Annotated in this window: 19 protein-coding genes and 1 riboswitch; all 19 genes read right to left on the reverse strand. The window is 29.9% G+C overall.

Annotated features, from left to right (window positions below; genetic code table 11):
• Nucleotides 1-16: 16 nt before the first annotated feature.
• Entirely contained in the window at nucleotides 17-949 is a 933-nt protein-coding gene (gene trxB, locus C1715_RS07610; protein WP_102399907.1) for a thioredoxin-disulfide reductase, read from the reverse strand.
• A 13-nt stretch (nucleotides 950-962) separates the two neighbouring features.
• The gene (locus tag C1715_RS07615; protein WP_423240825.1) at nucleotides 963-1337 is read right to left on the reverse strand and encodes a GrdX family protein; all 375 of its coding nucleotides are present in this window, start codon (nucleotides 1335-1337) and stop codon (nucleotides 963-965) included.
• Between the two features lie 156 nt (nucleotides 1338-1493).
• Nucleotides 1494-1605, reverse strand: a riboswitch (glycine riboswitch).
• A 171-nt stretch (nucleotides 1606-1776) separates the two neighbouring features.
• Nucleotides 1777-2637 carry a DegV family protein gene (locus C1715_RS07620; RefSeq protein WP_102399909.1) on the reverse strand — a complete coding sequence of 287 codons (861 nt, stop codon included), beginning with the start codon at nucleotides 2635-2637 and terminating at the stop codon, nucleotides 1777-1779.
• Between the two features lie 177 nt (nucleotides 2638-2814).
• Nucleotides 2815-3291 carry a tRNA (cytidine(34)-2'-O)-methyltransferase gene (locus C1715_RS07625; protein ID WP_102399910.1) on the reverse strand — a complete coding sequence of 159 codons (477 nt, stop codon included), beginning with the start codon at nucleotides 3289-3291 and terminating at the stop codon, nucleotides 2815-2817.
• Between the two features lie 563 nt (nucleotides 3292-3854).
• Nucleotides 3855-5489, reverse strand: a complete 1635-nt coding sequence (locus C1715_RS07630; RefSeq protein WP_102399911.1) for a cobalamin B12-binding domain-containing protein — start codon at nucleotides 5487-5489, stop codon at nucleotides 3855-3857.
• 5 nt (nucleotides 5490-5494) lie between these two features.
• A complete protein-coding gene (locus C1715_RS07635; RefSeq protein WP_102399912.1) occupies nucleotides 5495-6685 on the reverse strand; it encodes a carboxylate--amine ligase in 1191 nt (396 codons plus the stop codon).
• Entirely contained in the window at nucleotides 6682-7716 is a 1035-nt protein-coding gene (locus C1715_RS07640; protein ID WP_102399913.1) for an NAD/NADP-dependent octopine/nopaline dehydrogenase family protein, read from the reverse strand. Before C1715_RS07640 ends, C1715_RS07635 begins: the two co-directional genes overlap by 4 nt.
• A 24-nt stretch (nucleotides 7717-7740) precedes the next feature.
• Nucleotides 7741-9174, reverse strand: coding sequence for an oligosaccharide flippase family protein (locus tag C1715_RS07645; protein WP_102399914.1), 1434 nt, complete (start codon nucleotides 9172-9174; stop codon nucleotides 7741-7743).
• A gap of 33 nt (nucleotides 9175-9207) precedes the next feature.
• Nucleotides 9208-9954 (reverse strand): acyltransferase, encoded by a 747-nt coding sequence (locus C1715_RS07650; RefSeq protein WP_102399915.1) that lies wholly within the window; start codon nucleotides 9952-9954, stop codon nucleotides 9208-9210.
• A 99-nt stretch (nucleotides 9955-10053) separates the two neighbouring features.
• Nucleotides 10054-11160, reverse strand: coding sequence for a Gfo/Idh/MocA family protein (locus C1715_RS07655; RefSeq protein WP_102399916.1), 1107 nt, complete (start codon nucleotides 11158-11160; stop codon nucleotides 10054-10056).
• 250 nt (nucleotides 11161-11410) lie between these two features.
• The gene (locus C1715_RS07660) at nucleotides 11411-13258 is read right to left on the reverse strand and encodes a polysaccharide biosynthesis protein (protein ID WP_102399917.1); all 1848 of its coding nucleotides are present in this window, start codon (nucleotides 13256-13258) and stop codon (nucleotides 11411-11413) included.
• Between the two features lie 339 nt (nucleotides 13259-13597).
• Nucleotides 13598-14221 (reverse strand): YhbD family protein, encoded by a 624-nt coding sequence (locus C1715_RS07665; protein WP_102399918.1) that lies wholly within the window; start codon nucleotides 14219-14221, stop codon nucleotides 13598-13600.
• A 328-nt stretch (nucleotides 14222-14549) separates the two neighbouring features.
• Nucleotides 14550-15383: an ABC transporter permease gene (locus tag C1715_RS07670; protein WP_242971920.1), complete on the reverse strand. Its 834-nt coding sequence runs from the start codon at nucleotides 15381-15383 to the stop codon at nucleotides 14550-14552.
• 12 nt (nucleotides 15384-15395) lie between these two features.
• Entirely contained in the window at nucleotides 15396-16220 is an 825-nt protein-coding gene (locus C1715_RS07675) for an ABC transporter permease (RefSeq protein WP_102399919.1), read from the reverse strand.
• A gap of 12 nt (nucleotides 16221-16232) precedes the next feature.
• Nucleotides 16233-17237 (reverse strand): ABC transporter ATP-binding protein, encoded by a 1005-nt coding sequence (locus C1715_RS07680; RefSeq protein ID WP_102399920.1) that lies wholly within the window; start codon nucleotides 17235-17237, stop codon nucleotides 16233-16235.
• A gap of 407 nt (nucleotides 17238-17644) precedes the next feature.
• A complete protein-coding gene (locus C1715_RS07685; RefSeq protein ID WP_102399921.1) occupies nucleotides 17645-18373 on the reverse strand; it encodes a polymer-forming cytoskeletal protein in 729 nt (242 codons plus the stop codon).
• A gap of 496 nt (nucleotides 18374-18869) precedes the next feature.
• A complete protein-coding gene (locus C1715_RS07690) occupies nucleotides 18870-19949 on the reverse strand; it encodes a tetratricopeptide repeat protein (RefSeq protein ID WP_102399922.1) in 1080 nt (359 codons plus the stop codon).
• A 289-nt stretch (nucleotides 19950-20238) separates the two neighbouring features.
• Nucleotides 20239-21957 (reverse strand): phospho-sugar mutase, encoded by a 1719-nt coding sequence (locus tag C1715_RS07695; protein WP_102399923.1) that lies wholly within the window; start codon nucleotides 21955-21957, stop codon nucleotides 20239-20241.
• An 89-nt stretch (nucleotides 21958-22046) separates the two neighbouring features.
• Nucleotides 22047-22649, reverse strand: a complete 603-nt coding sequence (locus C1715_RS07700; protein ID WP_102399924.1) for a 50S ribosomal protein L25 — start codon at nucleotides 22647-22649, stop codon at nucleotides 22047-22049.
• Between the last annotated feature and the right edge of the window lie 92 nt (nucleotides 22650-22741).

The following is a 22741-nucleotide window of genomic DNA, read 5'->3' on the forward strand; positions in this document are numbered from 1 at the left end:
CTTTTGTTTATATATATTACTCAGCAAAATTGTTTTCTATATAGTGTTCTGCATTTGTAGCAGCAATTGCTCCGTCTGCAGCAGCTGTGATAACTTGTCTTAATGATTTTTCTCTTATATCTCCAGCAGCAAATACACCATCAACATCTGTTCTCATTTCTTCATCAGTTACGATGTCTCCTCTATCATTCATTTTTACCTTTCCTTTAAATACTTCTGATATTGGAAGGTATCCAACGAATACGAATACACCATTAACTTCTAATTCACTAACTTCGCCTGTTTCTCTATTCTTTACTACTAAGCCTTCTAGTATTTCATCACCTTTAGCTTCTTCAACTACAGAGTTCCATATGAATTTGATTTTTGGATTTTTGAAAGCTTTTTCTTGAAGAGATTTTGCAGCTCTTAATTGATCTCTTCTGTGTATTACTGTTACTGATTCAGCAAATTTAGTTAAGTATATAGCTTCAGTTATTGCTGAGTCTCCTCCTCCTATAACAGCTATATCTAAATCTGTAAAGAAGTCAGCGTCACAAGTTGCACAGTAAGAAACTCCTCTTCCTCTTAATTCTATTTCATTTTTAAATCCACCTAATCTTGGATATGCTCCAGTAGCTATTATTATAGTTTTAGCTTCGTAAGTTTCTCCACTCTTACATTTAATTGTTTTTGTTTTTCCTGAGAAATCTACATCCATTACTTCATTTTTAACAAAGCTTACACCAAATTCTTCTGCTTGTTTTCTCATTCTTTCTGTTAAGCTACTTCCAGTACAATCTTCAATTGATCCTGGATAGTTTTCTAATTCATCAGTTGTTGTTGCTTGACCACCAAATTTGGCTCTTTCAATTAATAAAGTGTCCATTCTTGATCTTGCTGCATAAAGTCCTGCAGATAATCCAGCTGGACCTCCGCCTACTATTATAGTATCGTAAATATGTGCCATTCTTTCATCCTCCTTAAATTAATACATGATATATTAAATCATAATCTATAACTTGAAAATCATTTAATACGTTTTCTGTCCAATTAGGAGTTTTCCCCATTTTCAGAAACTTATCCGTAGTAGCTATAGCGTTTTCAATAATAGTTAACGATTGCATATCTAAAGATTTTTCAGCTACTACTGACACGCACACAGTTCTGTACGGCGTTTCATTAGGTTTTACACTACTCATAAGTGGATGTGTCAAAAGTTTATGTCCTATATGTACATAATCCCTAACTTTTTCAAAAACCTTCATAACAGCGTCATTTATAAATATTACTTTTACAACTCTTTCTTCCATTTCTAATTTTTCTTTAGCTAAGGGATTGTTTGTAATTACTATCATATTTTCTACCACGACAAATTCTCCTTTACACATAAAAGCATATAAAAAAGTACATAAAAAAACAGAGAAATAAAAGACTTTGTCTATGCCTCTTATTCTCTGTCTAATAACCTGAGAGTTTTGCTCCGTCGGTGCCCATAAGGCTTTCCAGAGTTATGTCAGTTTTAGGTCCTTTTTGCCTGAGAGATTCATATTGCTTCGGCTCACAATACTTACTCCTTCGGCTATTTACTATACTATATAGTAAATTATCTCCCATAAACATCATCCATAATAAATATTTAATTATCTATTTGATTACATTATAACTGAATATTGATAAATTTTCTACAAAAAAACCTAAATTCTTCATTGGTTTTTCGTATACATACTATAAGTTTATTAAATAGTTAAATAATTTATAAAATTATAAAAGTCCAAATTGAAATAAATGTATTTTTTAATATTCTTCTATGAAGAAAACACCACAAGCACCTCCGCCGGAATGAGTGCCTACTATACAGCCTACATGAGCTTCTATGAATTCTCTGTCCATTGAATTAATCTTATTTGTTAACTCTCCTAATATATCTTTATTATCTGCATTTAATAGTATACTTGTTGCGCCCTCTTTTATGCCTTTTTCATCCATATAACTTAAAATAGTCTTTACCGCTTTTTTTCCACCTCTTACTTTATCCATAACAGCCATTTCTCCGTCTTTTACTTCTAATATAAGTTTTATACCTAATATATTTCCTATCACCCCTGCTGCTTTAGATAATCTACCTCCCTTCACTAGGTTATCTAAGCTTGAAAAAGCAAGACAACTCTTCACATGAGGCATTCTCTCTATAATTCCATCTTCAATTTCTTTTATAGTTTTTCCTTGTTCTCTAAGTTTGCAAGCTTCTATAACTAAAATCCCCAGTCCTGATGTTACATTTAAACTATCTATAACTATTATATCCTCTACATTTTTAAGTATAGAATCACTTGACAACATTTCTACAGCCATTTTAGCTGATTGATAAGTTCCACTCATTTTTGATGATAAATGTATGGAAACTATTTTATACCCATCTTCTATATACTTTTTATAGCATTCATAAAATCTTTGAGGATTCACTTGAGTAGTAGTTGGAAAAACATCTGAAGTATACATCTTTTGTAGGAATTCTTCTAACTTTATGTCTACTCCATCCCTAAAGGACTCCTCCCCAAAGTTTACAAACAGAGGAAGCACTTCTATGTTGTATTTTTCTACTATTTCTTTTGGCAAATCAGCTGTGCTATCTGTTATAATTTTGATCTTTTCCATGCGCTATTTCTCCTCTCTTAGGTACATGAAAATAAATAACAAATCAAAAATGCTAATATATTTTGTGTCAGACAAGGAAATAGGTTTCGTCGCTAGTAAGACTATCGGCGGGTTCTGCTGACGCAGTATGACGCAAAATAGACTAGCATACTGACTTGTTATTTATTTGAATGTGCCTTATTTCATATGTGGAAAACCCATCTGTTTGAGAGCTTCATAAGCTACTATAGCTACAGTGTTTGATAAATTAAGAGATCTAGTGGTCGTTTCCACCATAGGAACTCTTATACATCTTTCTGGGAAGCTTTCTCTTATATAATCCGGAAGTCCTGATGATTCTCTTCCAAATATTATAAAATCTCCTTTTTTGAACTGCACATCCGTATAGTAATTTTCACCATGAGTTGTTATAAAATAAAAATTAGCATCTTGATATTTTTCTTTCATATCCTCATAGCTTTCATGCAATTCTAAATTTACATGAGGCCAGTAGTCCAAACCACATCTTTTTACTTGTTTATCATCTATATCAAATCCCAAGGGTTTTATTAAATGAAGCTTACTATTAGTAAGTACGCATGTTCTTCCTATATTACCTGTGTTTTGAGGAATTTCTGGCTGAAATAGTGCTATGTTTAATATATCATCTTCCAATTTTCTACCTCCTACTAAATTCGAGAATATATCTATTTTATATTACCCCAATTATATATAATAGTAAAGACACATAATCGTTTATTAACAAATACTTCAAAAATGCTCACTCATCAGTGGCTAGTTGGCGGCAAAGCCCCGCTTTTCCCGCCAACTAAACTATAATTAAAGATTTTCCGTAGCATCGCGGAGGAAAATCCTCCTCCTCTAGCACACTAGCCCACTGGCACACTAATCTCCGCCCCACTGGCACACTAATATCTGTCCCACTGACAAACTAGCAAACTAAATAAAGTTATGGTATGATTATCCCACAAAAGCATTACATTACCTGAATTATGAAATTTCTCTGGAATGACTTGCATAAGAAGCAAAGGAACTATTTAAATTTAATTTTAGAAATTCTTCTTTTAGACAGATAAAATTATCGTAAGCCTGGCAAGGACGCCAGGCTAGCGAACCTGAGGCAGGACGCTGAATGTGAGCGTTAGNCTTACTTAAAACCTTGTATATTAATTATTAAATAAAAATTAAAATTCAATTCTATAATTAAATTTTATTTACTATATTCTTTTGAAGATTTCTTCAATTCTTTTCTTTTCATTAATAATATTACCTTCTCCATCCACAATTACATGTGCTCCATTATGTATTTTAACCTTAACTTCACCCTTACAATCTCCAAATCCTTTTAAGCAAGGTGCATCTAATATTCCAAGCTTAACTGCCTCAGATATAACCTTAGGTTCCATTAGTGGTTTTTCATATGCTTCTCCTATTTTAATAATACTATTGATTATGTCCATAGCCTCTTCTTTTAATTGTTCTTTTCTATTATGTACTTCTTTATCTGATGCAAAATCTGGAATACCTTGCTGAGCCATCATATATGATCTTTTAGCAATTTTTACAGATTCAATTATTTCCTTAGGTGTAGCCCTTTGTACAGCTTCACAATAAGCCACTACATGTATTATATGTGGTTTCAAATAGGAACCATAGAATATAGAACTCGCTAACTGTGCTTTAGCTGCATCCATATCCGCTGGATATGATAACAAGCCAGTTCTTATCATCCTTATAATATTAAATTCATCTGATTCTAATTCACTAAGCAATTCTATTTTAGCTAGCATTTTTGCTATATCCATTTTAGGTGAAATTGTAGGTGGTGTACACAACATAAATTGCATAATAAAATCCTTTACTTTAAGTTCTTTAGCATTATATGCTGTTATGTACGCAAGAGCAACTTCTAATGCATCATGTGCAAATCTAAGAGCCCACTGATGTGACTCATTTATTTCTACTGGAATTCCATTTTCCGCATTCCATTTAATTGCCAATTGATTTTCTCTTATGGCATCTTCTAATTTTCTATTAGATCTTCTATCTAGTTCTGAATACCAAGTTAAAGGAATAGCTGCCCAAGCATTATTTATAGTTTCTTTAAGTATTTTAGAAAATTCTAATAAGCCTTCTGTTCCTGAATAACATCTTAACAGTGGATAATTTCCTCTTCTTGTGGCCCCATACATGCGAATTAAATCTTCTTTTTTGCGTATAGGTGCGCCTCCTGCCCCATCCTGTTTTCTATCCATATTCTGTTGATTAAAGAAAAATTGCTGACAATTTTGATCAGGAGCCAATGATATAATATCCAACAAGTTAGATTCTGCCAATTCCATTATAGCTTTTTCCGTTTCTTCTAGTGTTCCTAAACCTATATGGTGTCTAAATAATGGGTATGGATTTTTATAATTTATTCTTTCACGTAGCTGCTGTGGAATGTTTACATTATTTTTGTCAATGCTGTGACTATTTCTTAAAAATAGGATACTTTCCTCTGGCTCTTCTGAACCATCAAATATCTTGCTTATAAAAGAAAACTTTCTTGCAACTTCTGCTGTTTCAATTGTTCCACCGAATACATATATTATATTATCTAATAAATTTTCTTCCCTGAGATTTAATTCTAATTCTTTTAATATTTTTTCTGCAGATTCTTTGCTTAATCTATATCCTATAGAAACCATATGTGGTTGAATTTCTTTTATGGCATTTATAAGTTCTTTTAAAGGTACTGCTCCACCCATATATGTAGTTTCATATCCTTCTTCTTCTGCCATCTGAATAAATTTAAATACTCCTGCTACATGAACACAACTTCCTACAGCTGCCCCTACTAAGTTCTTCATAAACATCACCTTCTTATAAATTTTGAAAGTTTCAACTTCAAATCGCCTTTTAATATATTAAATCTAAACTTTAAACTATCCTTTTTATTTTTCCTAGGATCCAGCACCTTATTCTCCCTTATTAATTTCTGCACTTCATTTATCTTATATTCATTGTCTATACCTTCTAAAATCTCTCTCTCAGGAATTACTGTCCATAAAAATTGTTTTCTTCCCTCTCTGTACTCTATATCTTTATTTAAAACTAAGTCATCTACCATCATCTGAAATAAGTTTATTCCACTTAAATATGATGAATAATTCCACATACCCGGCCTTGGATTTATTTCAATTAATTTATATTTATCATCCCTTTTATCGTACTTATATTCTATATTAGTTATTCCATAATAACCACAAGTTTCTAATAATTTCTTAGATGGTTCAATTAGGCATTCATCAAAGTTTGTCATTCCTGAAGTTATAGTTCCTGCTTCTTTCGGATATTGAGTCAATTTATGTCCTATAGAAACTCCTTTTAATTTCAAACTTTTTCTATCACTATATGTTGTAATTGTATATAAATTTTCAACACCACCTGGAATATACTCCTGTAAAACGAAAGAACTTTCGTATCCTTTAGTGAATTTGTCCTTCAAAAAAGATTTAAGCTCATCCATAGTATTAAATATATAGTTTCTCTTTTCACCTGGAAATAAAGATACAAAGTCCACTACTTCTGATGGTTTAACCAATATAGGTAATTTCATTTGCAAATCCATATCTTTAAATTCACTTTTACTGCATATAAATGTTTTAGGATATATTACATTTAATTCATCACAATACTTATAAAGATGTTTCTTAATGGTTAGTTTTTCTATAATATTCCATTCAGAAAATGAATACACAAAATATTTTTCTAACCTTTCTCTATACTTGGACAATGGAATTAACCACTGATCATTAGTAGTTATTATTATAGGAATTATATTTTTTTCTCTTATATTCTTTCCTATATTCTCCATCTCATGTATAAATTTTTCTTCATTATATTTAGGATCACTTACAGTAATCTGCTTACACATTTTAGAATAAAACGAAATGTTTTTAACACAATCACAAATTATAGACTCAATCCCATAGGTTTCATAAAAAGTTCTTGTTATACTATATCCGTTAACATATCCTCCAAAAATCACTGGAACAAAATTCATTTTACTAGCATCTCCTTATTAAATTCTCTGCCAAATTTCATAAAATCGTATTTCATAAGTATAGAAGCAAATTCTATAAAAGTTTTTATTGTCTTTGCTTCTATTCCATAAGCTTTACCTGTATTATATATAGGAACAAGGCCTGTACATATATCATCATAAATGTATCTATGATTTAAAGTATTTGGTGCATTTATATTTCTGTATGCTTCTATCTCTTTTATGCAGTTATAAATATTGTCTGAGGTAGAGCCATACTCTTTATTCAACCACTCAATTAATGATATATATTGGCATCCCACAGCCTCACATATACTCTTTCTTTCCTCATCTACCTTTTGAATATATTCAGTCACGGTAGGCGTTAAACCCTCACTATAATATTTAAAGTTACTTCCACTTTCTATTCTTGCAGCATTTAATATTGTAGGAATAGGATGAAGTAGTGCCCCTATATTATTAAGTGTAATTTTAAAATATTCTTCATCATATTGAAACTCTGGTATTATATACTTTAAATAACTTTTTTCCCCATCATCTATTTTATCAAAAGATGAATACAGAACCTTAGTTTTTAATCCATGAACGTCCAAAATATTTCCATTTATTCTACAAGCATGCAAAATAGTTTGAGCTTCAATACACTTAGGGTAAAATCCTCTTTGCCTATTTATCTCTTCTGAAAACACTATGCTTCCATAAGTTCTACCTGGCATTAGTATAACTACATGCTCTTTAGTTAAAAAAGGAGCTGAAACTCTTGCTATATCTTTATGAGCATTTCCTGGAGTAACTATAAAGACATATTTGCCTTTTGACAATGCATACTGTAAATCTGTAGTAATTTCTGTTATCTTAACATCACTATGAGCATTATCATTAACACTTCTAGCCTTTATAATATTATTATTTTCTCTTATTGCTTTCAATCTTTCTTCAGTTCTATTCCACAGTATGGTTTCTATTCCTTTTTGCTCTAAATATGTCGATATAGCAACCCCTCCATTACCTGCACCTAAAACAACAATCATAACTATCAACTCCCTCAAATATAATTAGTTACTACTAGCTCTACTTTTAAATTTATCAATATATTCAATTATCATATCCCATATATATTTAATAGTTTCTCTATAAACATAAATAGCTACTATGCACATTATTCCATCTATTAACAATAACTTCAATCCTTCAAATAAAAAACTAATCAAATTAGCCATTAATATCAATGTAATTCCTAAAATTAATTCTCTAATGTTTATTTTTATAGTAAAAAACTTTTTTGTTGTAAAAATTCTACTTATCCATAAGACAAAATACGCTATTAAAGTTGACAGTGCTGCCGCATATACACCTATAAATTTTATAAGAAGTAAATTTATTACAAAATTTAAAATTGCACTATACACGGTTGTTGTAAATGCTTCTTTTGTCTTCTTTTCACAATTGTAACCTACTCCATAAAATAAACTAAAGCTCAAAAACAGATTTGCTAAAAATAATATATTTGCATATTTCCAAGCATACCTATATTCATGTCCAATAAAAATCATCATAGGCTTAAGCACTATCGTACAGCCTAAAACTATTAAGATTTCAAATTTCATTAATTTATTAAAAATTTCTGTAAAAAATTTATCTCTATTTGGCGAACTATAATTTTCTATAGCACTAGTTTGCCATGCCCTATCAAATATACTATTAAACATAAATAAAACAGAAGCAAACTTATTTGACAACCCGTATATACCTACAGCACTCATTCCTACATATATATTTACCAAATACCTATCAGATACATTCATAATCCACCAACTTATGGTGTTTGGTATTAATGGAAATGAATAAACTAAAAGTTCTTTAAACACTTCTTTACTAAATAAATTCATTTTATAACATTTGAATATATTTCCTTCTATTAGTATAAATATACTTACAATAAAAAGAGTTATTATGTTTGCATAAACCATACCTTGATAACTCATCTTAAAATAACCTATAAATATAATATTCAAAATACAAAAAAGCAAAGTTGTAATAATCCCTGTAATAGAATATATCTTAATTTTATCTAGTCCTCTTAATATTTGCTTTAACATACTATTTAGCATGCTAAATAATGTAAGTAACACTATAGCACCTACATAAGGTATTTGTAAATTAAATACTTTATAAATTATCCAAAACACAATCATACTTATAGTGGAAGAAACTATAGTAAAATTTATACCTGTAGATACAATTTCCTCTTTATCGTATTTATCGTCTAGTAAATATCTAAAAACCCCACTGGTAAGCTGAAGAGAAATTATAGGTATTATAAGTGACTGCGTAACATTTATTAAATCCATCGCTCCATATTCATCTGTTCCTAAATAATTAGTATAAAAAGGTACCAATAAAAAACTAATGATTTTTGAACCAAAATCACCTATAGCGTATAAAATCATATCTACTACTAATCTTTTACTTCTATTTTTATTACTCATCAATTTCCACTCCTATAGTAAATCATTAAAATTCTATTGATTTTCTAATAATTGTTCTTCTGGTACATTTTTAAATATTTTTGCTGGATTTCCTACAACTATTTTAGCCTTTTCCACATCTTTAGTAACTACACTTCCTGCTGCTGCAAAACCATCCTCATTTATAGTTTTCCCTGGCAATATAACCGCACCCGCACCTACTCTTCCACCTTTTTTTATTGTAACTCCCTTAAAGTGATTAAATCTCTCTTTAGATCTGGCAGCATAATTATCATTAGAAGTAATCACACATGGTGCTATAAACACATAATCTTCCACTTCAGAATAAGCTGTTAGATATACATTAGTTTGTATTTTACAGTTTGATCCTACATTACAGAAATTCTCTATGGTTGCTCCTTTTCCTATTATAGTTCTTTCTCCTATAGTCACATCTTCTCTTATAACAGCTAAATCAGCTACCAATGTTTTACTCCCAATTTCACATCCTACATATATTATTGTCCCTGCTCCAATTAAGCATTCATCATTAATTTTGCAAGAAGAAAACTTTTTATCATTTTTAAATATACTATTTACGGCTCTCATTGGTTCTTTTCCTATTACTGTATTATCATCTATTCTAACATTGTTTCCTATAGTAGTCCCTTTATGTATAACTACATTATTTCCTATAATACAATTTTCTCCTATAGTCACACAATCCTCTATAACAGAAAATCTACCTATTTGTACATCATTACCTAACTTAGCAGTTTGAGATATATAATTCATTTGCATAATTCAACTCCTATTTATCCCTTAATTTTTAAAATTACCACCATAATATATTATCATATTTTGATGGTAATTTTAAAAAATTAGTATTTGTTTTACAAATTATTTATTAATTTTATCTACATTAACCATTTCCATAGTATTAAAGTCTCCCATAGGGAATTTTACAGGCATTCCAGTAAGTCTTGATTTGTAAGCTGCAAGTATTATGGACATTCCCTTCTTACCTTCTTCACCATTTACTAATGGTTCTCTTCCTTCATTTATAGCATCTATTACATCCTTAAATAATGGAGTATGTCCAAAGCCATAAACTGTGTCTGGATCCCCTTCTTGGGCTTTTAATATAGCATCCTCATTATCTTTTCCATCAGCAAATCTCCAAGTCTCAATCTTATTTACTGCTAGTCCACCTATGCACACCGTTCCCTTTTCTCCAAAAACACTTAGTGTTTCTTCTAAGTTCTTTGGATATACACAGGCACTTCCTTCAATCATTCCTATGGCTCCATTTTTGAACCTTATCATTATAGCTCCAAAGTCTTCTGCCTCAATGTCTCTTAAAAATGTATCACACTGCGCATATACAGTATCTATTTCTCCACCCATCATCCATTGTAGTAAATCTATATTATGTATACATTGATTCATAAGGGTTCCACCATCTTGCTTCCATGTACCTCTCCATGGTGCCTGCTCATAATATCCCATGTTTCTGTTCCAAAGAATTCTTGCCGTTCCGTTCACAAGTCTTCCAAATCTTCCTTCATCCATAGCTTTTCTCAACTGTTGGATTGGCTTATTAAATCTATTTTGATGACTTACACATAATTTAACACCATTTTCTTTAGCACATTTAATCATTTCATCTGCATCTGCAGTTGAAAGAGCCATTGGTTTTTCAACTATAACGTGTTTCTTTTTATTCATGCAATATAAAGCTATTTCTGGATGATATCCACTTTCTGTGGCTATAGTAACTACATCTATATCTTCTTTTTCTAACATTTCTTTATAATCAGTATAGATATTTACATTAAATTCTTTTCCCATTTTAGATATGTATTCATTTTTCTTTTCTTCTGCTTTTTCTCTTACCACATCACAAGTGGCTACAAGTACCGATTCTTCATTATTATTCATTATAGCTTCCACATGCTTGTAAGATATTCTTCCGCAACCTATTATCGCAAATTTATATTTTTTCATATTTATTACACTCCTTTTATATTAAAACTATAAATATATATTATTTATTGTAAATAAATATTTTAAGTTTGTATGCTCTTATTTCTTTTCTTTTTAATTTTACATGATTCTAAGAATAATTCAACTTTTTTATTACATAAAAAGTTACATTTTTTATTAAATATTAATTTAATGAAATTTTCCACTCTTTTTAACATAACTTTATATAATAAACTTTAATCTATTTACTAAATTTAACGTCTATAAATTATCAATCTATTTTTCTACTATAAGTACAAACCTTTTTACCCATAAGTGTAAATACATCATCATTTTCTACATTTTCTTTAACTACTTCTCTAAACTCATCAATATCCTTTTCTAAGGAATTCAAATCTAATTCCATAGGCTTTTCTACAAATATTTTATTATGTTTAGTAGAAGTTAAAGCAACTTCATCCATTAAAAGCTCTTCATACAACTTTTCCCCTGGTCTTAATCCAGTATATTCTATTTTAATATCTTTGTCTGGTTCAAATCCTGATAAAGTTATTAAGTCTCTAGCTAAATCCACCATTTTTACTGGTTTTCCCATATCCAATACAAATATTTCGCCACCCTTAGCCATTCCACCTGCCTGTATAACAAGCTGAGCAGCTTCTGGTATGGTCATAAAGAATCTATTTATTTCAGGATGAGTTACAGTAACAGGACCTCCACGAGCTATTTGCTTTTTAAATATTGGTATTACAGAACCATTACTTCCTAATACATTTCCAAATCTAACTGCCACATATTCTGTACTGCTAGTCTTATCAAAAGCCTGAATCATCATTTCACAAAATCTTTTAGTAGCTCCCATTATATTGGTAGGATTAACAGCCTTATCGGTACTTATCTGAACAAACTTATTAACCCCAAAATCACTGCTGCACTTTACTACATTATAAGTACCTATTATATTATTTTTTATAGCTTCCTTAGGATTTTTCTCCATAAGTGGTACATGTTTGTGAGCAGCTGCATGAAATACTACATTCGGTCGATACTTCTTAAATATTTCTCTAATTCTTTTTTCATCCCTAATGGATGCTATAATAACATCTAAATCTAACTGAGGATTTACATCTCCTAATTCTCTTTGAATCTCATATGCATTATTTTCGTATATATCTAATATAATTAGCTTTTTAGGTTTAAATTTAACTATTTGCCTGCATAATTCTGAACCTATAGATCCTCCTCCACCAGTTACCATTACTACTTTATCTTTTATATACTTATCTATATCAGTATTGTCTAACTTAACAGGATCTCTTCCAAGCAAGTCCTCTATGTTTACATCCCTAAGTTTACTTATACTTACAGTTTCATCTATTATTTCGTATATACCTGGTATAGTTTTTAATTTGCATTTAGTTCTCTTACATATGGATAGTATTTCAGTTTTAGTCTCTAAATCTGCTGAAGGCATTGCCATTACTATTTCTTCTACCACATTTTCTTTACATATTCTTGGAATATCTCTTCTTCCACCTAAAACTCTAACCCTGTGAATTACCTTTCCATACTTAGATTTATCATCATCTACAAAACCTACCACATTATAATTAAATTCCTTATGCTTTCTTATCTCTTTTAAAAGCATAACTCCAGCATCTCCAGCACCTATTATTAAAACCCTCTTTTTACCTTCACAATTACCTTTATACTCGTTATTGTCCTCAACCATTCTGTATATAAATCTTATTCCGCCTAAAGACACTACAGATAAAATCCAAAATATTATGTGCACAGTAAATGGAAACCTAAAGTAAGCATTTTCAAATAATTTATATGTTATAAAATAGCTGTATATTATAAAAACTACGTTAGATAAAGAAACTGAATATATTATAGAAATAAGTTCTTCAATAGAAGCATATTTCCAAAGCTTATTATATAGTTTAAATACAGTATTGAATATTATGGTTATAGCTGTTACTGGTATAACTGAATACCAAAAAAAAGTCATATATTGTGGAGAAATTTTAAAATCTAATCTAAGCAGTAATGCTAAATATAATGACGCCACAATAAGAATTATATCATACATTATGAAACTTCTATATTTCCTCATGAATTCACATCCTCTTCATTTATCTTATATAAATCTTTATGGTCTTACGTTTAAATTTTACACCATTTTAGAAATAATTCAACTTTAATTATAGTGTCTAAATGTCATATATACAAACTTTATTATTAAATAGCTAAAAATTTTACAATTAATTCATGTTTATCTATGTACTTAAAATTATTAATTGTTATCTATAATTTAAATAGTTATAATTTAAATTATAAGAATACATAAAAAGATACCTACTCCTTAAGCATCTAACTGGACACTTATGAAGTAGATATTTAAAGATTAGTAGTCACTTCGCAACATTATATTACTATATCCACTAGTTATTATCTAATTTACCCTTATCTTCATCTCCTCAATACACTTCAATATATTAATTTTCAAAACCATTTTAGTTTCAGTATCTATATATATTTCAGTATCATGAGGAATCAATATGCTGGCCGCTGCTCCAAATTTTCTTAAAAGTATAATATCATAATCTTCCTCTTCGATATTATTATAATTATCTTTTAATGTTTGCAAAACACCCTTACCTTCTTCTATGCTCACCTCGCCAGATTTAATAAACTTCTCTAATATATACATGTGTAAAATTTTTTCAAAAGAAAGAGTAAGTCCCAAAGGATATAATTGACTATATATATTCATGGTCATTTCTGTAACTAAATTTCTTCTCAAAACTTCATCTTTACTAAAAGAAATGTCTTGTAGATTAGGCGTAAACATGTTAGCAATTTCATCTAGAGATAAATCGTCCTTCATGTTCTTTATTACATCAATTCTATCTAGTATTTTATCTTTAGGAAAAAATGTTTCCTGCCCTGTAAAAGATGATTTTTTAATAAACCATTCTTCTGGAATTAGTTTCTTTCGCTTCCATCTATATAATTGTCCATAGGATATACCCGTTAAATCTAAAAGTTCCTTTTTAGAAATCAAATCCTCTTCCATATTATAATTACCTCCTTCCTCCTACAGTACACACATATTACAATACCTAATCATTAGCCACCAGGCTCCAGTTACTAAGCTCTAATCATCAGGCTTTAGTCTTCAATCACTGAGACCTATTCACAATTCTCTAGTCTCCAATAACTATCCACTACTCCCTCAGGTTCACCACTAACTACTCTTTACTCAATTCAAAACAATTAGATACAACATTCTATCTTACATAAATTTTCATCTTAAGTACTCCATTATCACTTGCTCTCTAACCTAGTTCTCTAGAACTCTAATCCCCTAGCCCTCTAGCACTCTGGCCAACTAGCCCACTAATTTAGTGTGTTCCTAAAATTCCCTTATCTCTACATTTTCTATCTATTCTTAAGAATATCCAATTTCCTACAATACAACACACTAACATAGACACAATAAGTATTATAAATTCTATTTTTAAAGAAAACAATGGTTTTTGATTTATTAGTATAACTCTGTTACTGTCATACATATAAGTAAGTGGTATAGCTAGTGATATAGCCATAAATGCCTTTGGAAGTACTTTTATAGGAAAAAAGCTTCCTGACATAGCATTGATTATACTACTGCTTAAATCTATTATTGGATTTGCATTTTTAGCTATTAAAACTAATCCCGCTATGGCAACGCCTATGCCCATAAGACCAATGACTCCTGGTATTATAAATGCTATAGCTTTTAAAACATCTCCTGTTACTCTAAATCCAAAAGCAAAATGACATATAACTCCTGTAATAATAATCTCTATAGTTGTTATAAGTAATTTAGACAAGCTTTTGCTTATTAAAAGGCTTATTCTACTGGCAGGAGCTGACCAATTTGACTCCAAAACCCCCTGTTGCATCTCTTCTTTAAGAGAAAATCCAATGGACCAAAATACCGTTTGCACATAACTCATTACCATATAACCTACCACTAAAAATCCCATAAAATCCGAATTACCAGTGTACTTAGTAAATCCACGCATCTCTCCATTTATGGAAAAACTTTTCCCCATGAAATAAAATGGTGTAAGCCATATTAATGGGTCAAAAAAACTAAATATAACATTAATAGGATATCTAAAATATATTTTCATGCTTATTATAAATCTTGCTCTGTAAACATATAGTTTTCTCAATAATTTTTTCTTCAACTAATTCACCCCCTAGAATCTTCCTAAAGCCCCTTGATTCTTTACTCTCTTTTCTGTATATAAAAAAGCAAGTCTTCCTAATATAAAAATAATTATTCCCAAAATTAAGCACATTATCATATTAAAAGAAGCTGCCCTCAAAGTCTCTCCATTTACCATTAGTTGCCTTGCTGCTATTATTCCATAAGTAAATGGGATGCATTTAGATATACTCTGCATCCATAAAGGAGTTATTGCTATTGGAAAAGTTATTCCGCAAAGCATCATTATAATCCCTCTTACAAACTGTACTGCAGTATTAGTTTCCTTTGCCCATAGAACTAAACTAGCAAATAAACAGCCTAGCCCATATATACCTGGAATCATTATTAAAAATATTAAAAGCCAATGTAAAATATTTCCTGTAAATTGAACTCTGTATATAAATCTATACTCTAAAACAGAAATTACATTTACTGTAAGAGCCTCAGTCATAGATACGAGACCTGCTCCTACTAAATAATCAAATTTATTTATAGGACAAAGCCAGTTAGACTCTAAGGTACCTCTCATCTGTTCCTCTCTTAAAAAAGTTCCAAACCCCCACATAGTTGAATTTACCCACATCCACAGCATAGTTCCAACCACAATATATCCAACATAATTCGGTGTTCCAGTCACAGCACTAAAAGCTTTTAGTCCTGATCTATCTGGTCCTGAAAACCCAATAGCACTTAAAATGTACATAGATGGAAAAATTAATGGCCATATTATTATTTGTATAATCCAAGTAGGATATCGCATTATTAAAGTAAATTCTTTTCTAAAAACCGTACCTATAGTTCTAAACCTATTCATTTAATCCACCCCCTAATCCCTCAAGCTCTTTCCTGTTAAATGTATAAATACATCCTCCAGGGAAGGTTCCTTCACATTCATGCTGAGTATTTTTTTATTATTGTTTGAAACACAATCTATTATCTTTTGAATAACCACATCCCCATCCATATGATGAATATTTAAAATATACCTTCTTCCAGCCTCATCATATTTGCTCACTACATTTTTTATATCTTTTATTTCTTTTATTTCATCTAAAAGTTTTTTATCAGAACCATCCACCTCTACATTTAAAGTCTTTACTTCATTTAACTTTCTTTTTAGATTTTCGGGGGTATCTAATGCTATTATTTTTCCTCCATCTATTATTGCTATTCTATCACTTAAAAAATCTGCTTCTTCCATGTAATGTGTGGTCAAAAGCACAGTTCTTCCTTCATTTTTTATCTCTAGAATTATTTCTCTTAAATTAATAGCTGCTTGAGGATCTAGCCCTAAGGTCGGTTCATCTAGTAAAACCACTGGTGCATTAGGTATCAAGGCTTTGCCTAATGCTACCTTTTGCTTCATACCTGTAGAATATTTCTCTACTAATTCATCTGCCTTATCTTTGAGCCCCAATCTCTCTAACACCTTTTGAGTTCTGTCCTTAGCTTCCTTTTTATTACACCCATATAAAGCTGCAAAATATTCCAAATTCTCCCTAGCACTTAGCTTCCAATATATACTTCTATCTCCTGCTAGTACCGTTCCTATATTACTTAAAGCTTCCATAGGATTTTTATCTACATCTTTTCCCATAACTGTAACACTACCATCTGTAGGCCTTAAAAGGCCTGTTATCATTTTTATAGTTGTGGTTTTTCCTGCTCCATTAGGTCCTAAAAGCCCAAAAACCTCCCCCTTATTTATATGAAAACTTACATCATCCACTGCTTTAAATTCTTTTTTATCAGTTTTTTTAAATAATTTCTTTTTTTCACTGATAAAATACTTTTTTAAATTTTTAACCTCTACTGCTAATTCTTTATTCATTTTAAAAGCCCCCCTTTTTTTAACTTTACATTTTTATTTTATAACTGCAAAAGTTGAATATTTAAATTATATGTTATGATTATCCCACAAAAAGCATTACATTACCTGAATTATGAAATTTCTCTGGAATGACTTGCATAAGAAGCAAAGGAACTATTTAAATTTAATTTTAGAAATTCTTCTTTTAGACAGATAAAATTATCGTAAGCCTGGCAAGGACGCCAGGCTAGCGAACCTGAGGCAGGACGCTGAATGTGAGCGTTAGATAATTTTATATGGCTAAAAGATTAGAATTTCTTAAATTAAATTTATTGTTCCTAGCTCTTATGCAAGTCATGGAGGAGAAATTGCATAATTCTATCACATTATACCTTTTTGTGGTTTAATTATGTTATTTGATATTTAAATTATATTTGCTTTGTTACACCCACTTTTGATTCATTTGACATATTGAAGCTCCCACTGTATTCAACATTTTCTATATTGCATCCTGGTCCTAGTACTATATTTTTACCTCTTACAGTTTCAGCATGAGTGTATTCCAAGTATATTTCATCACCCTCTATTAGCTCACATTGTAATTTAGCTATAGAGTTACTAAAGGACATTTTGAAAAACTTTCCAAATCCTATTTCATCATTTTTTCTTACATCTATCTTCTCTCCACCTATTTCTCCCACTTCATTTTTTCCCTTTAATTTTATATTTATTTCTCCCGCATTAAGCATGCCATCTATTTCAAAAACCCCATTAGAATTAAATATTTCAGCCTCGCAATTACCACCTATTTCTACCGCTCCTGAAACTTTTATTTCTTCTGAATACACATTGCCATCTACATCTATGGCACCAGCTATCTTTAACTCTTTACAATTTATATCTCCCTTTATATCTGCAGCACCACTGACACTTATATAATCACCTTTAACATTTCCATCTATATCTGCAGCACCAGCAACCTTTATATTTTCCCCATCTACATTTCCATTTATATCTCCTGACCCCATTACCTTTAGTTCTTTACACTTCAAATCACCATTTATGTCTCCAGAACCAAGTATCTTAACTTGATTATATTCTCCACCTGAACTCTCTCCTGAACCAAGTATTTTTACATCTCCTAATTTATTTTCCACGCTAAAACCTCCTATATAATCTCTTAAAATTTGTTAGTTTATATTGTTTAATAATATTTTATTCGTCCAACGTAACATTGTTACGCTACAGGAATAAAAAAATATCACTTTAACCAAAATAGAATAAATAATTTCCTTATATTCAATCTCTAATCTCTATTTTCTAAACGCCTTTGCTTGAATAGCATTTCCAATGTCATATACTATTGGCTTTTAATCAAAACTAAAGTCTCTTACCATTTGCTATCTTTTCTCTATACTTTATTGTTTATTTTTCAAATTATTCCTTATGACAATTTCATTGTAACATAACATTGTTTCATTGTAAATACATTTACAATTATTTTTTTAAATCTATATATAATTAAAAAAATAATATGATTAATCCCCAGTGATTAATTTCTCATCTCCATACTTATTTGGAAATTTGAGATTATTCTCTGGGGATTAATAATTTGTATTTTAAAATCAAAATTTGGTGATTAAAGACTTGGGGTTAGGTATTATAAATTATGCTTTTTTCTATTTCTTTAACTATTTCATCTTCTGGATCTATTTCCTTAGCAAGCTTCAAATGGACTTTTGCCTGTTCCAAATCATTAATATTTAAATAGCACATAATTAAATTTGTACATATTTCTACAGAACCCGTAAAACTAAAAGCATCTCTAAAATATGCTATAGCCTTCTCATATTGCCCTATAGAAGCATAATTAAGACCCATTTCATTTATTATTTCTACAGCCTTATTATCTATTGCTAATGCATCATTTAAATAATATATAGCCTTGTCATGATTTTTCATATTTCTATAAGCTACTGCAACATAATAATATATTTCAGCTTTATCTCCTAGAGGCTGCATAAGTGGAATTAACAATTTTAATGCTTCCTCAGGTTCTTCACTTACTAAATCTTTACCTTTGTCATATTGATTTATTATGCTTAAAGATTCTTTAAATGTACTAATTTCCTTGCTCTCATCTCCACCTTTAGCTAAATATGTGTTTATACAGTAATATGCCTTTTGGAAATCTTCCTGTTCTTTTAATATAAGAGCTTCGTATAAATATGGTTCTGGAAAATCTTCATACAGTTCTTTACACTGTACTATTAAATTTAATTCCTCTTCCACATAAAGTTTACTGCTTTCCCTTAGCTTATCACAAAGTAATAAGAGTTTTGAAAAGTTGCCCTTGCTTTTTTCTATAATGCAAAGTCCCTTTAACATTATATATCCTTCTTCATAATTATTCTTTTTAATTTCTTTTGCAATTTTAGATTTTATATATTTTTCTCCATCTTTAGTGTTCAAAAGCATCTTTTCATAGTATTTATTAAATTTAAAATTACAATCTGCTCCTAAAACATAAAACATTCCTTCTATAAAGAAACTCATGGGCATAACATCTAAAGCCTTAGTTTCTTTTATCTCTTTAGCTAAGTTTTCTGTTCCCACAGGCATGTATATGTCCTCTTTTAAATCCACATTAAAAAGTTCCTTAAGCCTTTCTCTTTTTATATTTAAAAATAGTAATTTAGATAATTTCTCTGCATAATGAGCTTTTAAATCCACTAAAATTCACCTCCAAGATTTTTTACACATCTAATATTAATTTAAAGTGCTTGTATTGTAAAGTATTCATTTTTATTATACCGTAATTGTAAATAACTACAATTATAAAAGATAAAGGGTGAAAACTCACCCTTTACATAAATCTATTAATTTTAGCTTATTAATTTTATAAATCAATTTACCACATAAGTTTTAAACTCTATATTATTGTTTTAATTTAAAATGTAGAATTTAAATTAAATATTAAAACTCACAATTTATTCAATTTATTAAAATAAATAATATTATTTTAGTCTATCAAACTCATTACCTGCTCTTTAAATTTAATCATTTTACCTTTACAGTTTTCACTGCTATCTCCTACTACTGATAAATATATTTTTATTTTTGGCTCTGTACCTGAAGGTCTGACTACAAAACAAGAATTATCCTCTAGTATAAATTTTAATACATTAGACTTAGGAAGATCTATTTCTTCTTCATTTATTTTTACTAAATCTTTTTGTATTCCTAATTTGTAGTCAAACTTCTTGATTATTTTAATCTCATTCAAATGAGCTTTCATGGAGTGTCTCAAATGCTCCATAAGCTTCTCTATCTTTTCCTGACCTTCTTTTCCTTTAAGTGTGATAGAGACCAATTCTTCTTTATAGAATCCATATTTATTGTATAATTTCTGAAGTGCATCATACAATGTCAAGCCTTTGGATTTATAGTAAAGGGCCATTTCACATATAAGCATAGATGTTATAACTGCATCTTTATCCCTTACAAAATCTCCAGTTAGGTATCCATAGCTTTCCTCAAATCCAAAAATATACTTTTTATCCCCTTTTTCTTCAAACTCCTTCATTTTTTCCCCTATATACTTAAAACCTGTGAGTACATCTATAATTTCTACATTGTACTCTCTAGCTATTTTCCTAGCTATTTCTGTAGTTACTATGGTCTTAATCACCACACCATTTCTAGGTAATTTTTGTTCTTCTTTTAAGGAGGATAATATATATTCCATTAATAATGCACCAGTTTGATTTCCTGTTAGTACCTTATACTGTCCTTCTTTATTTTTAACTACTACGCCAATTCTGTCACAATCTGGATCAGTTCCAAAAATAAGATCTGGCTCTATATCCTCTGCCATTTTAAGAGCTATGTCAAAAACTCTTGGGTCTTCTGGGTTAGGATAATCCACTGTAGGGAAATTACCATCTGGCTTTTCTTGCTCTTTAACAGTGTAGACCTTTTCATAACCCAATTCCTTTAAAACTCTTCTTACTGGTTTATTGCCCGAACCATGAATAGGTGTATATATTATCTTTAATTCATCAGCTTTTTCTTTAATTAAACTTTTTCTTATGGATAAATCCTTTACTCTTTCCATATATACATTGTCTACTTCTTCCCCTATTATAGAAAGAATTCCTTCTTCTTTAGCCTTTTCTATTTCCATAAATTTAATTTCATTAAAATCTTCAATTCCATTTATTTCTGATATTATTGCATCTGCTGTACTATCTGTTATTTGTCCGCCATCTTCTCCATAAACCTTATATCCGTTATATTCTTTAGGATTATGTGAAGCAGTTATTACTATACCTGCACTACTTTTTAAATGTCTTACGGTAAAAGATAACATGGGGGTAGGTCTTAGACTTTCAAATAAATTCACCTTTATTCCCTTAGCGCATAATACCATAGCAGCAGCTTCTGCAAACTCTTTTGATTTATTTCTAGAATCATAGGCTATACTAACTGAAGCCTCAGCTCCATTTTTATTTATTAAATATCTTCCTAAGCCTTCTGTGGCTTTTCCTACAGTATAGATATTCATTCTATTACTACCAGCACCTATTATTCCTCTAAGACCTCCTGTACCAAATTGAAGATCTTTATAGAATCTATCTTCTTTTTCTTTTTCATTTTTTATATTTATTAGTTCTTTTTTAGTTTCTTTATCTATAAAATTGGAGTTTATCCATAACTGATATTTTTCATTGTATGTCATTTTTATCCCCCTTGTAATATTATTGTTTTTAACTATAAAATAATCTTACTAGTATATAATATTACAAAAAAGAGGAATAATCAATTTGATTATTCCTCTTTTACCTCTAGTTCATAATTTTCTTCATTTTCTACATTTACTTCTTCATTTTTTGCATAAGTAACACTCAATATAACAGTGTCTGGGTCTTCTATCATGGATATTTCCTTTGCCATTTCTACATCGCCCATTCTTATCACACTTCCAACTTTTAATCCCTTTAAATCAATGTGTATACTCTTAGGCAATTCTTCCGCATTACACTGAACTTTAATACTATTTTTCTCCTTTTGCAATATACCACCAGTTTTAGATACAATTTTTTCATTATGGAATACTATAGGAACATCAGATTGTACTATGGAATTTCTTTTAATCTCTTGTAAATCCACATGTATTATTTCATGATTTACAGCATCTCTTTGAACTTCTTTAATAAGAGCTTTTACTATGCTTCCTTCCACATCTAAGTCTATAATTCCGTGCTCTCCTACTCCATTTATTTCTCTTTTTAGTTCCAATTCTCCTACTTCAAACATATAATTTCCCAATGATTTCCCATAAAGAACCCCAGGAACTAATCCCATTCTTCTTTTCTTTTTAGCTGAATTAGAAGTTTTATTTTGTCTTTTACTCAATACTAAAGTTTCCATTTTTATCCCTCCCATTTATGTATTATTGACAAAATACATGAATAATATTCCCTTCAAATGCAATACTAATGTTAGTGTATATACCTAATTAA

This window comes from Haloimpatiens massiliensis (assembly GCF_900184255.1).
GTDB classification, from domain to species: Bacteria; Bacillota; Clostridia; order Clostridiales; family Clostridiaceae; genus Haloimpatiens; species Haloimpatiens massiliensis.

Bases quoted from the DNA above. Each gene is read 5' to 3' on its own strand.
- C1715_RS07635 (WP_102399912.1), bottom strand. From the start codon at position 6,685: ATGAATTTTGTTCCAGTGATTTTTGGAGGATATGTTAACGGATATAGT.
- C1715_RS07695 (WP_102399923.1), bottom strand. From the start codon at position 21,957: ATGACATACAATGAAAAATATCAGTTATGGATAAACTCCAATTTTATA.
- C1715_RS07675 (WP_102399919.1), bottom strand. From the start codon at position 16,220: ATGAATAGGTTTAGAACTATAGGTACGGTTTTTAGAAAAGAATTTACT.
- C1715_RS07640 (WP_102399913.1), bottom strand. From the start codon at position 7,716: ATGATTGTTGTTTTAGGTGCAGGTAATGGAGGGGTTGCTATATCGACA.
- trxB (WP_102399907.1), bottom strand. From the start codon at position 949: ATGGCACATATTTACGATACTATAATAGTAGGCGGAGGTCCAGCTGGA.
- C1715_RS07700 (WP_102399924.1), bottom strand. From the start codon at position 22,649: ATGGAAACTTTAGTATTGAGTAAAAGACAAAATAAAACTTCTAATTCA.
- C1715_RS07660 (WP_102399917.1), bottom strand. From the start codon at position 13,258: ATGAGGAAATATAGAAGTTTCATAATGTATGATATAATTCTTATTGTG.
- C1715_RS07620 (WP_102399909.1), bottom strand. From the start codon at position 2,637: ATGGAAAAGATCAAAATTATAACAGATAGCACAGCTGATTTGCCAAAA.
- C1715_RS07680 (WP_102399920.1), bottom strand. From the start codon at position 17,237: ATGAATAAAGAATTAGCAGTAGAGGTTAAAAATTTAAAAAAGTATTTT.
- C1715_RS07655 (WP_102399916.1), bottom strand. From the start codon at position 11,160: ATGAAAAAATATAAATTTGCGATAATAGGTTGCGGAAGAATATCTTAC.
- C1715_RS07650 (WP_102399915.1), bottom strand. From the start codon at position 9,954: ATGCAAATGAATTATATATCTCAAACTGCTAAGTTAGGTAATGATGTA.
- C1715_RS07615 (WP_423240825.1), bottom strand. From the start codon at position 1,337: ATGATAGTAATTACAAACAATCCCTTAGCTAAAGAAAAATTAGAAATG.
- C1715_RS07665 (WP_102399918.1), bottom strand. From the start codon at position 14,221: ATGGAAGAGGATTTGATTTCTAAAAAGGAACTTTTAGATTTAACGGGT.
- C1715_RS07645 (WP_102399914.1), bottom strand. From the start codon at position 9,174: ATGAGTAATAAAAATAGAAGTAAAAGATTAGTAGTAGATATGATTTTA.
- C1715_RS07630 (WP_102399911.1), bottom strand. From the start codon at position 5,489: ATGAAGAACTTAGTAGGGGCAGCTGTAGGAAGTTGTGTTCATGTAGCA.